This is a genomic window from Stenotrophomonas sp. STEN240, from assembly GCF_056756175.1.
The window spans coordinates 37,971-54,908 of record NZ_JBRRBO010000029.1; the positions used below are offsets into that span (position 1 = coordinate 37,971).

At 66.0% G+C, this 16,938-nt stretch carries 11 protein-coding genes; 5 read left to right on the forward strand and 6 right to left on the reverse strand.

Annotated elements, in window-relative coordinates; all coding sequences use genetic code 11:
* Positions 1-96 precede the first annotated feature (96 nt).
* Entirely contained in the window at positions 97-2,199 is a 2,103-nt protein-coding gene (locus ACVOKO_RS13165) for a glycosyltransferase (RefSeq protein WP_346499358.1), read from the forward strand.
* Between the two features lie 96 nt (positions 2,200-2,295).
* Here the strand turns inward: ACVOKO_RS13165 and glyA are convergent, their stop codons facing one another.
* From glyA to ACVOKO_RS13180, 3 genes are read right to left on the reverse strand one after another with little or no spacing between them, the layout of a single operon-like run.
* Positions 2,296-3,561, reverse strand: a complete 1,266-nt coding sequence (glyA, locus tag ACVOKO_RS13170; RefSeq protein ID WP_346499366.1) for a serine hydroxymethyltransferase — start codon at positions 3,559-3,561, stop codon at positions 2,296-2,298.
* Complete coding sequence (locus ACVOKO_RS13175; RefSeq protein ID WP_430980779.1) at positions 3,554-4,324, reverse strand: glutamine amidotransferase; 771 nt, start codon at positions 4,322-4,324, stop codon at positions 3,554-3,556. Before ACVOKO_RS13175 ends, glyA begins: the two co-directional genes overlap by 8 nt.
* Positions 4,321-5,136 (reverse strand): YggS family pyridoxal phosphate-dependent enzyme, encoded by an 816-nt coding sequence (locus tag ACVOKO_RS13180; RefSeq protein WP_430980780.1) that lies wholly within the window; start codon positions 5,134-5,136, stop codon positions 4,321-4,323. Before ACVOKO_RS13180 ends, ACVOKO_RS13175 begins: the two co-directional genes overlap by 4 nt.
* Before the next feature lie 255 nt (positions 5,137-5,391).
* Here ACVOKO_RS13180 and pdxR point away from each other — a divergent pair, with 255 nt between their 5' ends.
* Positions 5,392-6,852 carry a MocR-like pyridoxine biosynthesis transcription factor PdxR gene (gene pdxR / locus ACVOKO_RS13185; protein ID WP_346499359.1) on the forward strand — a complete coding sequence of 487 codons (1,461 nt, stop codon included), beginning with the start codon at positions 5,392-5,394 and terminating at the stop codon, positions 6,850-6,852.
* Between the two features lie 167 nt (positions 6,853-7,019).
* On the opposite strand, the gene ACVOKO_RS13190 is transcribed toward pdxR, so the two are convergent.
* Entirely contained in the window at positions 7,020-8,567 is a 1,548-nt protein-coding gene (locus tag ACVOKO_RS13190) for a hypothetical protein (RefSeq protein ID WP_346499360.1), read from the reverse strand.
* 13 nt (positions 8,568-8,580) lie between these two features.
* A complete protein-coding gene (locus tag ACVOKO_RS13195) occupies positions 8,581-10,737 on the reverse strand; it encodes a RelA/SpoT family protein (RefSeq protein ID WP_346499361.1) in 2,157 nt (718 codons plus the stop codon).
* Between the two features lie 61 nt (positions 10,738-10,798).
* Here ACVOKO_RS13195 and ACVOKO_RS13200 point away from each other — a divergent pair, with 61 nt between their 5' ends.
* Both ACVOKO_RS13200 and ACVOKO_RS13205 read left to right on the forward strand, forming a co-directional pair.
* Complete coding sequence (locus tag ACVOKO_RS13200; RefSeq protein ID WP_346499362.1) at positions 10,799-11,314, forward strand: hypothetical protein; 516 nt, start codon at positions 10,799-10,801, stop codon at positions 11,312-11,314.
* Between the two features lie 85 nt (positions 11,315-11,399).
* Positions 11,400-11,915, forward strand: coding sequence for a DUF4124 domain-containing protein (locus tag ACVOKO_RS13205; RefSeq protein ID WP_346499363.1), 516 nt, complete (start codon positions 11,400-11,402; stop codon positions 11,913-11,915).
* Positions 11,916-11,924: 9 nt separating this feature from the next.
* Here ACVOKO_RS13205 and hrpA read toward each other — a convergent pair whose 3' ends face one another.
* A complete protein-coding gene (gene hrpA / locus ACVOKO_RS13210) occupies positions 11,925-16,121 on the reverse strand; it encodes an ATP-dependent RNA helicase HrpA (protein ID WP_346499364.1) in 4,197 nt (1,398 codons plus the stop codon).
* A 169-nt stretch (positions 16,122-16,290) separates the two neighbouring features.
* Between hrpA and ACVOKO_RS13215 the strand changes: the two genes are divergently transcribed.
* The gene (locus ACVOKO_RS13215) at positions 16,291-16,806 is read left to right on the forward strand and encodes a Dps family protein (protein ID WP_346499368.1); all 516 of its coding nucleotides are present in this window, start codon (positions 16,291-16,293) and stop codon (positions 16,804-16,806) included.
* Positions 16,807-16,938: the final 132 nt, after the last annotated feature.

A 16,938-nucleotide genomic window follows, 5' to 3' on the forward strand; every position in this document is an offset into this window, starting at 1 on the left:
AGGGATGCGAGAATGTGAGTTGCACCGAGTCTAACGCAGCCGCATCCCGGCGGGCGTTGACTGCTTGTTCCCTGCTTAAGCTGGAGTTCCAAAGGAATGTCGATTTCGCTGGCCGATATGCGCTACGCCGTCAATCGCATCATCGGCCTGGCCCGTCGTGGCCTGGCTAGCCTGCGCACCCGCGGCTGGCGCGCCACCCTGCACCGGGTTGGTGTGCATACCCGGCGCCAGCCGCCTGCGCAGCGTGAGCCGCTGTATTTCCCCGACAACGGCCCGTTCGTTCCGTTCAGCGTGCCGCGCAGCGAGCAACCAGCAGCCAGCATCGTCATCCCCGTATACAACCACTGCGGCCACACCCTGGCCTGCCTGCGCGCCCTGGCCGCACATCCGCCTGCCAGCAGCTGCGAGATCCTGGTCATCGACGATGGCAGCAGCGACAGCACCCGCGAGTGGATGCAGCAGATCGATGGGCTGCGCTACCACCTGCGCGCAAGCAACGGCGGCTTCATCGCCGCCTGCAACGATGGCCTGCGGCTCAGCCGCGGCGACCACGTGGTGCTGCTGAACAACGACACCATCCCGCAGCCCGGCTGGCTGGATGCGTTGCTGGCCACCTTCGCGCAGGTTCCCGACGCCGGCCTGGTCGGCGCCCAGCTGTTGTATCCCGATGGCCGTTTGCAGGAGTCCGGCGGCGTGGTTTTCGCCGATGGCAGTTGCTGGAGCTATGGCCGCTTTGAATCGGCCGAAGATCCCCGCTACAGCGCATTGCGCGATGCCGATTACTGCTCCGGCGCCGCCTTGGCGATACCGCGGCTGTTGTTCGAGGAATTGGGCGGGTTGGACAGCCGCTATGCACCGGCCTACTACGAAGATACCGACCTGGCCTTCAAGGTGCGTGAGGCCGGGCGCCGCGTGCTGGTACAGCCGGCCAGCCGCGTCGTGCACGATGAAGGCACCAGCAACGGCACCGATACCAGCAGCGGGGTCAAGGCCTACCAGGTGCGCAACCAGGCTGTTTTCGCCAGCGCCTGGCAGGACGCGCTTGCCGCGCAGCCCGCAGCGGGCAGCGTGCCGTCGCCAGCCTTGCTGCATCGCCGGCAGCGGCAGATCCTGATCATCGACGAATGCGTGCCGCAGCCCGACCGCGACTCGGCCTCGCTGCGCCAGTTCAACCTGATCCGCATGTTGCTGGCTGAAGGCGCCCATGTGGTGTTTCTGCCTACCCGCGGCGAACCGGCCAGCCCTGCCACTGCGGCCTTGCAGGCGATCGGCGTGGAAGTCTGGCACGCGCCCTTCCTCGACCGCGTCGGCAGTTGGCTGCGTGACAACGGCAAGCGTTTCGCCGTCGTCATGCTGGTGCGTTACCACGTCGCCAACGAATGTCTGCCCTTGCTCAAGCAGTTCGCACCGCAGGCGCGCACTGTTTTTGACACTGTCGACCTGCACTATCTGCGTGAGCGCCGCGGCGCGGAGCTGGCCCGCGACCAACGCCTGCTGCGCAGCGCCGAACGCACCCGCGCCAGCGAACTGGCGGTGATGGCGGCAACCGATGTGACCTTGCTGGTCAGCGCAGCGGAAAAGGAACAACTCGCCACGGATGCACCGCAGGTACGGGTGGAACTGCTTTCAAACCTGCATGAAATCGCCGGCGCAGGTGAACCCTGGGCACAACGGCATGATCTTGTGTTCGTCGGCGGCTTCCGCCACCCACCGAATCTGGATGCGATGACCTGGTTCATCGGCGACGTGTTTCCGCTCATCCACGCGCAGCGCCCGGATATCTGTTTCCACTGCATCGGGGCCGATGTACCGGCCAGCATCCACGCCCTGGCTGCCACCCGGCCCGGCGTACAGGTGCATGGCTATGTACCGGATGTGGTGCCTTTCATGACCCGCATGCGCGTTGCCGTGGCCCCGCTTCGTTTCGGCGCAGGGGTCAAGGGCAAGGTCAACCTGAGCATGGCCCACGGCCAGCCGGTGGTAGCCACCACCTGTGGCGTGGAAGGCATGCACCTGCAGCACGGCCAGGACGTGCTGGTCGCCGACGGCCCGCAAGCCTTCGCCGACGCCGTGCTGCGCCTGTATGACGATGCCGAACTCTGGCAGCGTTTGTCCGACAACGGGCTGGCCAACATCACCAGGCATTTCTCTATGGACGCCGCACGCCAAGCCGTGCAGCGGGTGTTCTTCGCCAAATAGCAGCCGCTGCCTTCAAGCATGCACAGCACGGCATCCGCTCATGACCGGATCAGACGTAATCGTCTGATCCGGCAGCCTGCGCAAACCTCGCCCTTGTCAGCGATACACCGGGTGACGGCGGCATAGCGTGGACACCTGTGCCCGCACCTGGCCAAGGACCTGCTCCAACGCCCCGGCCTCCAGTCCGTCCAATACATCAGCAAGCAAGCCCGCCAGCTGTTCGCATTCGGCTATGCCAAAGCCCCGCGTCGTCACTGCCGGTGTGCCGATCCGCACCCCTGATGTCACGAACGGCGAGCGCGGGTCGTTGGGCACCGAGTTCTTGTTGGCGGTGATCCACGCGCGACTAAGCGCAGCGTCAGCATCCTTGCCGGTGAACGGCTTGCTGGACAGGTCGATCAGCATCAGGTGGTTGTCGGTGCCACCGGAAACGATGCGATAACCACGCTGCTGCAGCACCGTCGCCATCGCCCGTGCATTGTCGATCACCTGCCGCTGGTAGCGTTTGAATTCCGGCTGTAGCGCCTCTTTGAACGCGATCGCCTTGGCCGCGATCACCTGCATCAGCGGCCCGCCCTGGATACCCGGGAACACCGCCGAGTCCAACCGTTTGTTGAACGCCGCATCCTGCCCCTTGCTCAGGATGATGCCGCCGCGCGGCCCGCGCAGGGTCTTGTGGGTGGTACTGGTCACCACGTGCGCGTGCGGCAGTGGGTCCGGATATTCACCAGCCGCGACCAACCCCGCCACGTGTGCCATGTCCACCCAGAACACCGCCCCGACCTTGTCGGCGATCGCGCGCATGCGCGCCCAGTCCTTGTGTCGTGAATACGCCGAGAAGCCGCCGATCAGCAGTTTCGGCCGGGTTTCAAGCGCGATACGTTCCATCTGCTCGTAGTCGATCAATCCAGTCTGCGGATCAAGTCCGTAGGGCACGATCCGATAGTGGCGACCGGAAAAATTCGCTGGATTGCCGTGGGTCAGATGCCCGCCCTGCGCCAGGTTCATGCCCATCACCGTATCGCCCGGTTCGACCAAGGCCAGGAACACCGCGGCGTTGGCCTGCGCACCGGCATGTGGCTGCACGTTGGCGTAGTCGCAATCGAACAGCTGCTTCACCCGCTCGATAGCCAAGCGTTCGGCTACATCAACGTTCTCGCAGCCACTGTAATAACGTTTGCCCGGGTAACTCTCGGCATATTTGTTGGTGAACACCGAATCCTGGATCGCCATCACCAGCGGACTGGCATAGTTCTCCGAAGCGATCAGCTCAACGTGATCGTGCTGGCGTTGTTGTTCGGCCAGCAAGGCAGAGGCGAGCTCGGGATCGAAGTCGACGAGTGCGGGCGATGCGTCATACATGGCGGTGGCTCCTGGGTTGAAATTGTCTGTTGGCGGGGCGGCATCCGCTGCTGATCCGGCAGGCCGCATTGGCTGCGGTGGCAGCGCATCCAGCCAACCCGAATACCGCCTGCGCCGCCCGTGGCAATACCGACGCGGCGGCTTCTGCCTGCCTGCGCACTGCGCGCGGGTCGATACCGGCCTGAGCAAGCTCACAGGCATGGCCCAGCAGCCAGTGTTCGATCTGCTGCGGTTGCATTTCCAGATGGCACTGCAGTGCCAATACATGCAGGCCAAGACTGAAGGCCTGGTTTGCGCATAGCGGCGTTCCCGCCAAGTGGCGGGCACCGGCGGGAATGTCGAAACGATCGCCATGCCAGTGCAGCACAGCAACCTGCCCCAGCGCGGCCAGCGGTGATGCCTTGCCCTGCGCAGTCAACGTCAGCGGTGCGAAGCCTATTTCCTTGACCCCCATGCTGGTCACGCGCGCGCCCAGCGCGCGGGCAATCAACTGCGCGCCCAGACAGATACCAAGCAAAGGCAACTGCTGCCGCAGCTGCCGCTCAATCAGCGCCAGCACATCCAACAGATGGGGATGGGCCTGCTCATCGAAGGCTGCAATGGGCCCACCCAGCACCACCAGCAGATCCGCCGTGTCCACCGCGCGCAGATCATCGTTGGCCACATCCAGATAGCGCACGCGATAACCGCGCTGCTGCAGGAGCGGCTGCAGGCTGCCCAGGCCCTCGAAATACACCGTGCGGATGGCGACGGCGGTCTTCATCGTTTCGGCTCCGTCGCCGTGGCGTCGGCAGGCCAGTAGTGACTGTCCGGCAGCGGTCGTGCACCGAAGATTGCCTGTCCCACACGCACGACCGTGGCCCCCTCTTCGATTGCGATCTCGAAATCGCCCGACATGCCCATCGACAATTCATCCAGACCCACCGCCGCTGGCGCGTCCTGACGCAGCCTGTCGCGCAGCGCGCGCAAGCCGATGAAACAGCGTCGCACGCGTTCGGCCTCGGCCGAGAACACAGCCAAGGTCATAAGCCCCCGCACGCGCAACGCCGGGTAGGCGCCGAGCGCACGCAGATGCGCCAGGACAGCGTCCGGTGCCAACCCATATTTACTGGCTTCGCCGGAGGTGTTTACCTGCACATAGACATCCAGCGAACGGCCTTCAATCTGCAGCCTGCGCTCCAGTGCTTCGGCAACACGCAGACTGTCCAGTGCCTGGAACTCACTGGCCAAGCGCGCCACCTGCTTGGCCTTGTTGGTCTGCAGATGGCCGATGATCGACCATTGCAAACCGCCCAGGTCCTGCATTGCCTGCCACTTTCCGGCCGCCTCCTGCACCTTGTTCTCGCCAAACAGGCAACAGCCTGCGGCATGGGCCAGGCGCAGGCTGGCCTCCGGCTTGGTCTTGCTGACCGGCAGCAGGCGCACCTGCGCCGGGTCACGACCCGCACGCAGGCAGGCAGCATCCATGCGTGCCCTCACCGCAGCGAGGTTGTGGCGGAAATCGTCCACTGTCCGCGCCTGCGGATAGCGCCCGTGGCGCGCGTGCGAGGTCATCGTTTGTGATGACTCAGACATGGGCCTGCTCCCAGCTGTCGGCACTGACATCCAACCACGGCCGACACTGCAGCCGCCGGGCTGCAGATGGTCCAGTAACGACCCGCACGACGACGCGCAGGCAAGCAGGGGAAGAGAACATGGGAAATCACGACTCCTGGCGCGGCGTGGGGCGCTGGCTGAGTCTGTTTTTATAGGTCTAGAATGGACTGCCATTCCCATCCACTTTTTCGACATCTGGCAGACCAATTGTTCAAGCACGCCCAACTTGAGTCGGTGAAAGCCTGGATCCTGGACCCGGCGCAGCGCGGGCTGCCCTTGCACGTCCGCATCCAGCGCGCCGTGCGCCAGCTGATCCTCGACGGGGCGCTGGATGCCGGCAGCGCGTTGCCGGCTTCGCGAGCACTGGCGACGTCGCTGGGCGTGTCCCGCGACACAGTGGAGGCGGCCTACGGCCAGCTGCATGCCGAGGGCTTCATCGACCGCAGGAGTGGCAGTGGCAGCTTCGTTGCAGCGGGCGCCCGACGGCTGGGCGGGCGCGGCACCACACGCCGTTCCCCTGCCGCGCCGCAGCCGCTACGGCTGAGCCAGCGCGGCGCCAGCCTGTACCGCAACGGCGGGATACGTGATTTCCCGGCGCCGCGCCCGTTTGTCCCCGGGGTACCGGAAACGCGCAACTTCCCGCTGGCCACCTGGGAACGACTGCAGCGCCAGGTATTGAAGGAATGGGGCAGCGCCGCCCTGCTGCACAGCCCGGCGCAGGGCGTGGCGCCGCTGCGCAGCGCGATTGCCGACTACGTCAACCTGGAGCGCGGCGCCCACGCCAGCGCCGAGCGCGTGCTGGTGCTGACAAGTTCGCAGCAGGCCTTGTACCTGTGCGCGCACGTGTTGCTTGATGCCGGCGAACGCATCTTCGTGGAAGACCCTGCCTACCATGGCGCGCGCAAGGCGTTCGAGGCCGCCGGCCTGGAATGCGTGCCGGTTCCGGTAGACGCCGAAGGCATGCGTGTGGACCTGCTACGCAACGCTACTCCATCGGCACGGGCGGTATATCTCACGCCTTCGCACCAGTTCCCCAGCGGCGCAACCCTGGCCCTGCAGCGGCGGCTGGAAATCATCGAGTGGGCCCGGCAGAACCAAGCCTGGATCATCGAAGACGACTACGACAGCGAGTTCCACTACGCCGGCCGGCCGACCGCCTGCGTGCAGGGACTGGATCCCCACCAACGCACGATCTACATCGGCACTTTCACCAAATCCCTGTTTCCCGGCCTACGCATCGGCTTCATGCTGTTGCCGGCGCAACTGCTCGCGCCAATGACCACCGCGCGCACGTTGCTGGATGGGCATAGCGCTCCCATTCCGCAGTTGACCCTGGCCCGCTTCATGGAGGGCGGGCATTTCGGCGCATACGTGCGTGCGATGCGGGCGATCTATTGCGAACGCCGCGATGTATTGGCAACGCTGGTGCGCAGGCATCTGAAGGATTTCGTCGAACCACGCGTGCCCGACGGCGGCATGCAGATGCCCTGCGTTTTCATCCGCGACATTCCCGAGCAGGCAGCTATCGAAGCCGCGCGCCGGGCTGGCATCGAGCTGCTCGGGCTGAGCGGCCTGCACGCTCGCAGCAAACAGGCGAACGCCGGCTTCCTGATGGGATTCGCAGCGCATGCGCCGGCTGAGCTCGAGGTCGCGGTGAAAAAGCTCGCCCAGGTGCTGCGGGGATTGGCGCCCTGAAGGCCCATGTCTGCCGCATCTAATACGTTGCCGCAGTGCGCTTAAGTCATAGCGTCGGCGTAGGGCGCTGGGCTTTGCCGGGAAAGCTCCTGCCGAGCATGGCTCGGCACTACAGGAGCCGTGCAGGCCGGTCGATCATGCCGGGGCCGATCTGGCCGGCGGCGCGGTCAGCGCAGGGCGTTGCGCACGCGCTCATTGAAACTGGCGATTTCCGGTGTGGCCGGATCTATCTGCCGTGCCTGTGCCAGGGCCTGTTGGGCAAAGGTGGTATCGCCGCCACCCAGGCGTTCGCTGCCAACGGCGAGCCAACGCTGGGCCAGCCGGCGCCGCGCCGGGGCCAGCGCCGGATCGGTCGAGGCCAGTGCCTGCCAGGCATCCAGGCAGGTGCGTGCCGCGCGCAGCCGGTTGCCGCGCAGGTTGTCGTCCAGGCAACTGCGGGCCGCCGGAAGAATCCGTGCGGCCGCACGCTTGACCCGCGCGTCCTGCGGCGCCAGTGCCTGCGCTGCCTTGAAGCGGTCATAGGCGCTGCTGCCCGGTGGCAACAGCCATTCCTGCCGCGCTTCGGCCTCGTCCAGTTGTTTGAGCAGGGCCTTGAGGCGTCGCTCGCGCTCAACGCCGGTGCCCGGTGCTTCCATCGCCTGGCGGGCCTGACGGGTGCGTTGCAGTACCTGTTCGGCCGCACTGACTTCGGCACTGTCCGGGGCAAGTTCGCGCGCGTGCTGCAGGGCGCGTTCGGCCGGTTCAAACTGAAAATCCGCGGTCAACCGCAGCGCTTCCTGCACCTGCGCAAGGGCGATGCGCTGCAGGCCCTGGCGGGCCGCCGGGTCCTCGCCCGCCGCCAGCACCTGCTCGAACGCGTCGGCTGCGCGTTGCAGGCGACCACGCGCAAGATCGCGCTCACCCTGTTGCCGGCGCTGCTCCAATGCGGCGTTCATCACCGCCTTGACCGCCGGCAGGTTGGCGTGGCCGGCGTCATAGCGCTCAACCCGCTGCAACAAGGCCGCCGCGGCGGCCAGGTCGCCCCGGTCCGCTGCCCGCGTCGCCTGGGTCAGCAGGTCCGACAACACCTCGTCGCGTCCTTCCAGGGCCTGCATCTTGTCCGGCTGCAGCGCCAGCACACGCTGATACAACGGCAAGGCCGCGTCCGCCGCATCGTCCAGCCGACCCTGCGCCTGCGCCGCCTCGGCCTGCTGCAGCAGCTGTTCGATACCGTCCGGTCCGCGTACCGCCTGCTGCAGTTTGGCGGCGAGCGGGTCGATATCGGCCGACGGCGCCTGCAGCTGCCGGGCCAGCGCCAGACTGCGCGTGGCAGCCTCACGATCACCGGCCGCCAACTGCCTGCGCGCCTGCGCCAATGCCGCCTGCGCGGTTTGCGCCAAGGCGTTGCGGATGTCACTGCGATCCGGATCCAGCGCGGCGGCTGCCTCGAACAACTCGCGTGCGCCGCGACCATCGGCGGCACTCAAACGCCCGTCGCGCAGCGCCGAACGGCCATCATCGAGCAATTGTTGGATCTTGGTCTCCGGCCACAACCAATCGGCCAGCGGCTGCCGGAACAAGGCCAATACCAGCGCCAAAGCAGCCACACCGATGGCGATCGAACGCCAGGCGCGCGGGCTGTTCCAGCCACGCGCCACCCACCAGCGCCCGTACAGCCGCAGCTTGTCGCCGAATGTTTCCAATCCCTGTTGGCCGCGCTGACGCCAGTTCTCCATGCGCCAAGCTTACCTATCCCAGCCTTCGCGCATCGTCTACGCCGGGCAATGCATCAAGTTTTCCAAGCAGGGTGGACAGCTGGCCGTAGTCACTGACCTTCAAACGCAGGCGCAACTGCACGCGCCCGCTCTCACGCAGGTTGTCGCTGTTGATCTCCAGCACATAGGCATCTTCCTGCGCGATCAGGTTGGTGATGTCCTTCAACAACCAGCGCCGGTCCACCGCGCGCACCATCACATCCACCTCATAGCCGGAACCGGTACGGCCCCACTCCACCGGCAATACCCGCTCCGGGTGCGCCGCCGACAAACGCGCCAGCGCCGCGCAATCCATGCGATGCACGGTGACGCCACGGGTGCGGGTGAGATAGCCGGTGATCGGCTCGCCCGCCACCGGCTGGCAGCAGCGCGCAAGCTGCACCAGCAGGTTGCCCACGCCCTGCACGGTGAAATCGGATTTGCCGATGCTGCCGCGGCGGGCGGTCGGCCGCGGCAACACCGGCGTTGCCGGCTGCGATGCGGCTTTTTCCGCCTCCAGCAGAGCCCGGCTGACCTGGTTGGGCCCGGTATCGCCCAGCGCCACCTGGATGTACAGATCGTCCACGCTGTCGGCGTGGAATTTGCGCGCGGCCACCATCAGATCGGACTGCTGCAGGCCCAAGCGCTTCAGTTCGCGATCCAGCAGCTCGCGGCCCGCCTGCACATTGCGTGCCCGGTCCAGCTTGTGGAACCAGTTGCGCACCTTTTCGCGCGAGCGGCCGCTGGCCAGGAAGCCATTGGACAGCAACAACCAGTCGCGGCGGGGATCAGCTTCCTTGCCGGTGAGGATCTCGACGCGGTCGCCGCTGCGCAGGCGGTAGGTCAGCGGCACGATGCGGCCGTTGATCTTTGCGCCACGGCAGCGGTGTCCGACCATGGTGTGCACGTGGTAGGCGAAATCCAGCGGCGTGGCACCGGCAGGCAGGTCCATCACCTCGCCTTTTGGGCTCAGTGCATACACCCGGTCTTCGACCAGCTCGGCATCCAGCGCACCGGCCAGGTCGTCCGGGCTACCCGGGTCCTGGGCCTGCTCCAGCAGTTGCCGCATCCAGGTGATCTTGCGATCGAAGGCCTTCTCACCGCCCTTGCCGCCTTCCTTGTACTTCCAGTGCGCGGCCACGCCCAACTCGGCCTGGGCATGCATTTCGTGGGTACGGATCTGTACCTCGATGGTGCGCCCTTCCGGGCCGATCACCGCCGTATGCAGCGAGCGGTAGTCATTGGCCTTGGGCCGTGCGATGTAATCGTCGAACTCGCTGGGAATCGGCGTCCACAGCGCATGCACCACGCCCAGCGTGGCGTAGCAGGCGCCCACATCGTCGACCATCACCCGCACCGCGCGCAGGTCATACAGCTGCTCGAAGGCCAGCTGTTTTTTCTGCATTTTCCGCCAGATGCTGTAGATGTGCTTGGGCCGGCCGCTGACTTCGCCACGGATGCCCTGTTCGGCCAATGCCGCCGACAGCTTCTTCTTCACCGCCTCGACATAGCGTTCGCGGGCAATGCGGGTTTCGTCCACCTCGCGGGCGATATGGCGGTAGGTCTCCGGTTCCAGAAAGCGGAACGCCAGATCTTCCAGCTCCCACTTCAGCTGCCAGATGCCGAGCCGGTTGGCCAGCGGCGCGTGGATGTCACGGGTCAGCTGGGCCAGCGCGCGACGCTCTTCGTCCACCAGTCTGTCGGCCGCCCGCATGCAGGCCAGCTGCCGTGACAGCAGGATCGGCACCACCCGCAGGTCGTGGATGATCGCCAGCAGCAAGCGGCGCAGGCCTTCACTGTTGCGCCCGGCATCACGCCCGGCATGCAGCGCCCACACCTGGTCGGCAGCCTCCTGGCCGTCCAGTAACCCATTCACCGCCACCGCGGCCGCACCCAGCGGCAACGCAGCGATGTGGGCCCGCAGGCCGGGCAGGTCAAACAGCAGGGCGGCGACGATCACGCTTTCGTCCGCCGACAGCAGCGCCAGCGAATCCAGGGTATCGGCAAGCACCGGCCAGGGCAGGCGCGGTGACACATCCATGTCCGGCTGCTGCCAGCAGGCCAGCAGGGCCTGACGCAGCGGCGCGGACAGGGCACGGGTTGAGGAGCGCTGCAGCAGCGCATCCAGGCCGGGGGTGGGGGAACTGTTCACAGCATTCAATTACAGGCAGATGCCCCTACACTAGCGCCCACCCTCTCTGGGAACAATATTCATGAAGCTGCCTCGCCTTGCTGTCCTGCTTGCCGTCACCGCTTTGTCGTCGTACCCCTTCATCGATGCACACGCCCAGCGCGTGGTGCAGGGCGATCTGCAGCAGCAGATGTCCGCCGCCGAGTTCAACGCAGCCGGGCTGAACAAGCTCAGCCCGGAAGAACTGGTCACCCTCAACAACTGGCTGCAGGGCAAGGTGGCGCAGGCCGCCAGTGTTGCCGTGGAACAGGCGCGCGAAGAAGGCCGCCAGGAAGTGATCGTCAAGAACCGCGGCTTCTCCGACTTCGGCTCCAAGGATCCGATCGAAGCCACCCTGGAAGGCGAGTTCCGTGGCTTCAGCAAGGGCCGCCAGTACACGCTGGGCAACGGCCAGATCTGGGAACAGACCGATGACACCAGCGTCGGCGGCGTGCGCAAGCAGGCCCCCAGCGTGCGCATCACCCCCGGCCTGATGAACGTGTGGTACCTGCAGGTGGACGGGCTCAATACCCGCGCCAAGGTTCGCCGTACCAAGTAAGCGCGCACCACCGCGCCTGCCCTGCCCCGGTCATGAGCGCCGGGGCGGTTGCCTCCCGCCATCGAACTTGCGAGCCTGCTGCCCCATGCGTGTAATCGTCCTGCCCCTGTTGTTGCTGTTACTCCCGGCCAGCGCTGCCGCACAGGTCTACAAGTGCAAGGGCAAGTCCGGCGAAACCATGTATTCCGAACATCCCTGCGATGCCCGCGCCGAACCGATGAAGCTGCGCGAGCAGGCCGCCGCCACTCCCGCAAGCGCGGCCAGCAGCGCAGAAGGCCAACCGGCAACGGCTGCGGCTCCAGCAGCCAGCGGCAGCCCGGCTGAAGCGCTTGAAGCCGAACGCAGCTGCATCAGCACGGCTACCGCATCCATCTACGGTTCTTCCAATGACCGCGTCGGCACCCTGCAGCAGCAGATGAGCTCGCTCAGCGAACAACTGGCCCAGGCTACGGACGCCGAACGCAGCCAGGCACTGCGGCAGCGGATGGCAACCTTCCGCCAGGCCATCAGCCGCGAACACGCCTCGGCGCATACGCAGATGAACACCGCCCGCCGCGCCTGCATCCAGCAACACCGCCCGGAGGCGGCGATTACCCGCTGAGCGCAGCCCTCAGCTGCGCAGTGCCGCCACCCGCTGGGACAGCTTCTTGGCCGAAATGCCGGAACGGAAGCCCAGCTCCTGGGCGAACAGCGATACCCGCAGTTCTTCAATATCCCAGCGCAGCGCCGCCCATTGCGGGCGCTCGGCCAGGCCCTGCACGCGCGCTTCCTGCAAGGCATCGACGAAGGGTTTGAGTTCGAGCATGCGCGCCTGGTCACGCGGCGGATCACGCTTGGCCCGTTCGGCACGCAGGATCATCGCCTTCAGGTAGCGCGGGAACTGTGCCAGTGCGTCGGCCGGTGTCTCACGCAGGAAGCCGGCATGCACCAGACCGGCCAACTGCGCCTGCATATCGTCCAGATTGCCGCGCGCCCAGCCCATCAGCGGCGACTCCAGCTGCGGCTTCAGTTCGCCAACCAGACCGAGGATGCTTTCAGCCAGTTTGAGCCGCTCCATCGCCTCGCCAAACAAGCGTTTGCCGGCATCGGCGCAGCGTTGCTGGAATGCTTCCGGTGTGCGGATCGCGTCCAGGCCATCGGCCAGCACCGCGTTCAGCGCGGCATCGACAAGATCGCCACGCAGCCGCTCCTGTGACTCGATGGCTGCGTACAGCAGGCCGGTCTTGGGCGACACGGGCAGCTGCTTACGCGCATGTTTGAGTTTGTCGGCCAGGGCGATTTCCAGCAGCCGGCGCACGCCCTGTGGGTGTGCAAGCGCGGCTTCGTTGCGGTCGGCGAAGATGCGCAACGCGGCGGCATCGCCGGTATCCACCAGCGCCGGATAGGCCGGTACGCCCGCCTCACCCGGCACCTGCTCGGGAATGGCAATGGCCGGAAACTCCCGCAGCCCCTCGGCCGCCAGCGCTGCACCCGCCCGCGCGGCGAACGCACTGCCGGCGCGCTCGCCAAAGCGGGCGCGCAAGGCGTCCAGATCGCGCGACATCGCCAGCAGCTTCATGCCAGCCTTTTCGCTGGTGGCAGTTTCCTTGTCGCGCCGCGCCGCCTGTGTCACTTCGAACAGACGCAGGTTCATGCGCAGGTGCGGCTCCAGCGCGTCCACGTCGAAATCCGTGGCCGCGACCACCGCACCGGTGGCCTTGGACAGGAACCGCGCCAGCTCGCCGCGGATGTCATCGGCCGAAGGCTGCAGCCAGGCTTCGGCAAACGCGCGCCCGAAATCCGGGGCCGGCACATAGTTGCGGCGCATCGCCTTGGGCAGGCTGCGGATCAGCGCCGAGGCCTTGTCGGCGACAAAACCCGGTGCCAGCCACGACAGCCGCGCCGGATCCAGCGCATTGAGCAGATGCAGCGGCACATCGAGGGTGACGCCGTCCTCCTCGCTGCCCGGTTCGAAGCGGTAGTGCATGGCAAGCCGTGCATCGCCCAGCGGGAAATACTTCGGATAACGATCCTGCTCGCTGCCCTCGCCCGGCAGCAGATCGGTCAACGACCACTGCAGGCTGCGCCGTTGTTCCGGCGGCAAGGCCTTCCACCAGCCATCAAGCAGATTGGCCGAATGGATATGCGGCGGCACCCGGTCCAGGTACCAGCGCGCCTGCCAATCCTCGTCGGCCACGATACCGGCGCGGCGCAGCTTGGCTTCCTCTTCGCGCGCCTGTTCCAGCAGTTTGATGTTGTCGGCGACAAAGCCGGCACGGGTATTGATCTCGCCGGTCACCAAGGCCTGCCGCACGAAGATGTCGTGGGCCTCGCCCGGATTGATGCGGCCGTAATGCACCGGCTTCTTCGGCGCCAGCACCAGCCCGAACAGGCTGATCTGCTCCGAAGCCAGCACCTGGCCCTGCGCACGCGACCAATGCGGGTCGAAGTGCTTGCGCGCCAGCAGATGCTCCAGCTCGGCAATCACCCAGTCCGGCTCGATCGATGCATTGGTCATGCCCCAGACGCGCTGGGTATCCAGCAAGGTGGCGCTGAGCACCCACGGCGGCGGCCGCTTGGCCAGTGCCGAGCCCGGGAACAGATGGAAGCGACGCTGGCGCGGGGCCTGGAAATCGCCTTTCTCGGTGCGATGGCCAACCTGGGTGGGCAAGCCGGCCAGCACCGCCCGATGCAATGTCTGGTAAGCGGCGATGCGTACCTTGTCGGGAATGGCATTGGCTGCCGGAGCAGCGTCGGGTTTGCGCGCGTTTTTGCCAGCAGGCGGTGGCGCGGCGGCAGCGACCGCCGCCGGCGTTGCGCCCTCGCGGGCCAACCGCGCCGCCTTGTGCTGTTCGCCACGCGTGGCCTTGCGCTTGGCTTCGCTGTCGCCGCCCGCCGGCAGGGCTGGCGGTGCCGACAACAGCGCCTTGCCGAAATTCTCGTCCTCGCCCATTGCCCAGCCCAGCTCTTCGCACAGCAGCCGCAGCTGGCGATGCAGCTCGCGCCATTCGCGCATGCGCAGGAAGCCAAGGAAGTGCCGCCCGCACCAGTCGCGCAGCTTGGACTGGGTGAGTTCTTCGTGGGCGTCGCGGTAGGCATTCCACAGCCGCAGGATGCCGATGAATTCGGAGCGCGCATCGGCAAACAAGGTGTGTGCGTTGTCAGCCGCCTCGCGCGCCTCCGGTGGCCGCTCGCGCGGATCCTGGATGCCAAGGAAAGAAGCGATCACCAGCATTTCGCGCAGGCAACCGCTCTTCTGCGCGGCCACCAGCATGCGCGCCAGCTTCACATCCACCGGCAAACGCGCCATCTGCTTGCCGATGGCGGTGAGCTTGCGCTGCTCGTCAATCGCGCCGAGCTCGACCAGCTGCTGCCAGCCGTCGGCCACGGCACGCTCGTCCGGTGCTTCCAGGAACGGGAAGTCGTCGATGCTGCCCAGCCCAAGCTGCAACATGCGCAGGATCACGCCAGACAGCGAAGAACGGCGGATTTCCGGATCGGTGAATTCCGGCCGGCTCAGGAAGTCCGCCTCCGAATACAGCCGATAACACACGCCCTCGGAAATACGGCCGCAACGGCCCTTGCGCTGGTTGGCGCTGGCCTGCGATACCGGCTCGATATGCAGGCGGTCGAGCTTCTGCCGCGGGCTGTAACGCTTGACCCGCGCATAACCGGGATCCACCACGTAGCGGATACGCGGCACGGTCAGCGAGGTTTCGGCGACGTTGGTGGTCAGCACGATGCGGCGTTTCGGGCCGGGGTTGAATACCCGGTCCTGGTCCTTGGCCGACAGCCGCGCATACAGCGGCAGCACCTCGGTTTCGCGGTATTTGCGGCGTTCGAGCGCTTGGTGGGTATCGCGGATCTCGCGTTCACCGGGCAGGAAGATCAGCACGTCGCCGCGCGCATCGCTGCGGGTGATTTCATCAACGGCGGCAACAATGGCCGAAACCGGATCCATCGCCGATTCGCTGTCCGCTTCCACGCGCTTGCCACGTGCCGGTGCAGCGGCGCTTTCCGCGCTCTTCCCCATCTCATCCAGCGGCCGGTACCGCACTTCCACCGGATAGGTGCGGCCTTCGACATTGACCACCGGCGCATTGTCGAAGTGGCGCGAGAACCGTTCGGTATCGATGGTGGCCGAGGTCACGATCAGTTTCAGATCGGGGCGTTTGCGCAGCAGTTGCTTCAGGTAGCCGAGCAGGAAGTCGATGTTGAGGCTGCGTTCGTGCGCCTCGTCGATGATCAAGGTGTCATAGCGCGACAACCAGCGATCCGAGGCGATCTCGGCCAGCAGGATGCCGTCGGTCATGAACTTGATGCGGCTGTCTTCGCCGACCTTGTCGGTGAAACGCACCTGGTAACCGACCACCGTTCCCAGCTCGGTCTGCAGCTCCTCGGCCACGCGCGTGGCCACCGCGCGGGCGGCGATACGACGTGGCTGGGTGCAGCCGATCATGCCGGCTTCACCACGGCCTGCGGCCAGGCACAACTTGGGCAGCTGGGTAGTCTTGCCGGAGCCGGTTTCGCCGGCGATGACCACCACCTGGTGGGCCCGGATCAGCGCGCTGATCTGCTCGGCCTCGCGCGCGATGGGCAGCGCTTCGTCCATGCTGATCGCTATCGGCCGCGCAGCGCGCTGCTGCCGCTGCGCCCGCGAACGGTCCAGCAGCTGCTGGAAGGCCTGCTCGGCGGCGGCATCGGCCGGTTTGCCCTGCCAGCGCGACAGCAGCCCAAGCAGGCGGCCGCGGTCACGGCTCATCGCCCCGTCAACCGCCGCGCGGGCAGCGCGCAGGCGCGCCGATGGATCTTTTTCGATAGTGCTCATCAATCGTTCAACGTGAAAACTTGAAATGCAGGTAAGGTGCCCATAGCGCTATTGTGAAGCCATTCAACCCGCCACGGAGGAAAGCGTCATGGCCAAAGCCAAGAACAGCAACAAACCAGAAGCCGGAAAGAAGAAGCTGGCAGCCACAGCAACCGCCAGCAAGACGGAAATGGGGAAGAAGAAACTGGCCGCCGCCGCGCCTTCAGCGCCCGGTGTTGATATCGGGATCAAGGACACGGATCGCAAGAAGGTCGCCGATGGGCTTTCACACTTCCTGGCCGATGCCTACACGCTGTACCTGAAGACCCATAACTTCCATTGGAACGTCACCGGGTCGATGTTCAACTCGCTGCACAACATGTTCATGGACCAGTACACCGAGCAGTGGAACGCCCTGGATGAGATTGCCGAGCGTATCCGCGCCCTGGGCTTCAACGCCCCCGGTTCGTACCGCGAGTTCGCAGCGCTGACCTCGATCCCGGAAGAGCCGGGCCTGAACGACAGCGCCGATTGGCGTGAAATGGTGCGCCAGCTGGTGGTCGGCAACGAAGCGGTCTGCCGCACCGCACGCAAGGTGCTGGACCAGGCCGATGACGCCGACGACGCCCCCAGCGAGGACCTGCTGACCCAGCGCCTGCAGATCCATGAAAAGTACGCCTGGATGCTGCGTTCGCTGCTGCAGTAAGACCCCCGATCTTCGGCACGCCCCCTTGACTCAAGGGGGCGTTGCTCAAGAAGGATCGCAGCGTCTTCTGTAGTGCCGAGCCATGCTCGGCATGGGCTTTCCCGGGAAGGCCTCTGCCGAGCATGGCTCGGC

Bases quoted from the DNA above. Each gene is read 5' to 3' on its own strand.
- ACVOKO_RS13165 (WP_346499358.1), top strand. From the start codon at position 97: ATGTCGATTTCGCTGGCCGATATGCGCTACGCCGTCAATCGCATCATC.
- glyA (WP_346499366.1), bottom strand. From the start codon at position 3,561: ATGTATGACGCATCGCCCGCACTCGTCGACTTCGATCCCGAGCTCGCC.
- ACVOKO_RS13175 (WP_430980779.1), bottom strand. From the start codon at position 4,324: ATGAAGACCGCCGTCGCCATCCGCACGGTGTATTTCGAGGGCCTGGGC.
- ACVOKO_RS13180 (WP_430980780.1), bottom strand. From the start codon at position 5,136: ATGTCTGAGTCATCACAAACGATGACCTCGCACGCGCGCCACGGGCGC.
- ACVOKO_RS13190 (WP_346499360.1), bottom strand. From the start codon at position 8,567: ATGGAGAACTGGCGTCAGCGCGGCCAACAGGGATTGGAAACATTCGGC.
- ACVOKO_RS13200 (WP_346499362.1), top strand. From the start codon at position 10,799: ATGAAGCTGCCTCGCCTTGCTGTCCTGCTTGCCGTCACCGCTTTGTCG.
- ACVOKO_RS13205 (WP_346499363.1), top strand. From the start codon at position 11,400: ATGCGTGTAATCGTCCTGCCCCTGTTGTTGCTGTTACTCCCGGCCAGC.
- hrpA (WP_346499364.1), bottom strand. From the start codon at position 16,121: ATGAGCACTATCGAAAAAGATCCATCGGCGCGCCTGCGCGCTGCCCGC.
- ACVOKO_RS13215 (WP_346499368.1), top strand. From the start codon at position 16,291: ATGGGGAAGAAGAAACTGGCCGCCGCCGCGCCTTCAGCGCCCGGTGTT.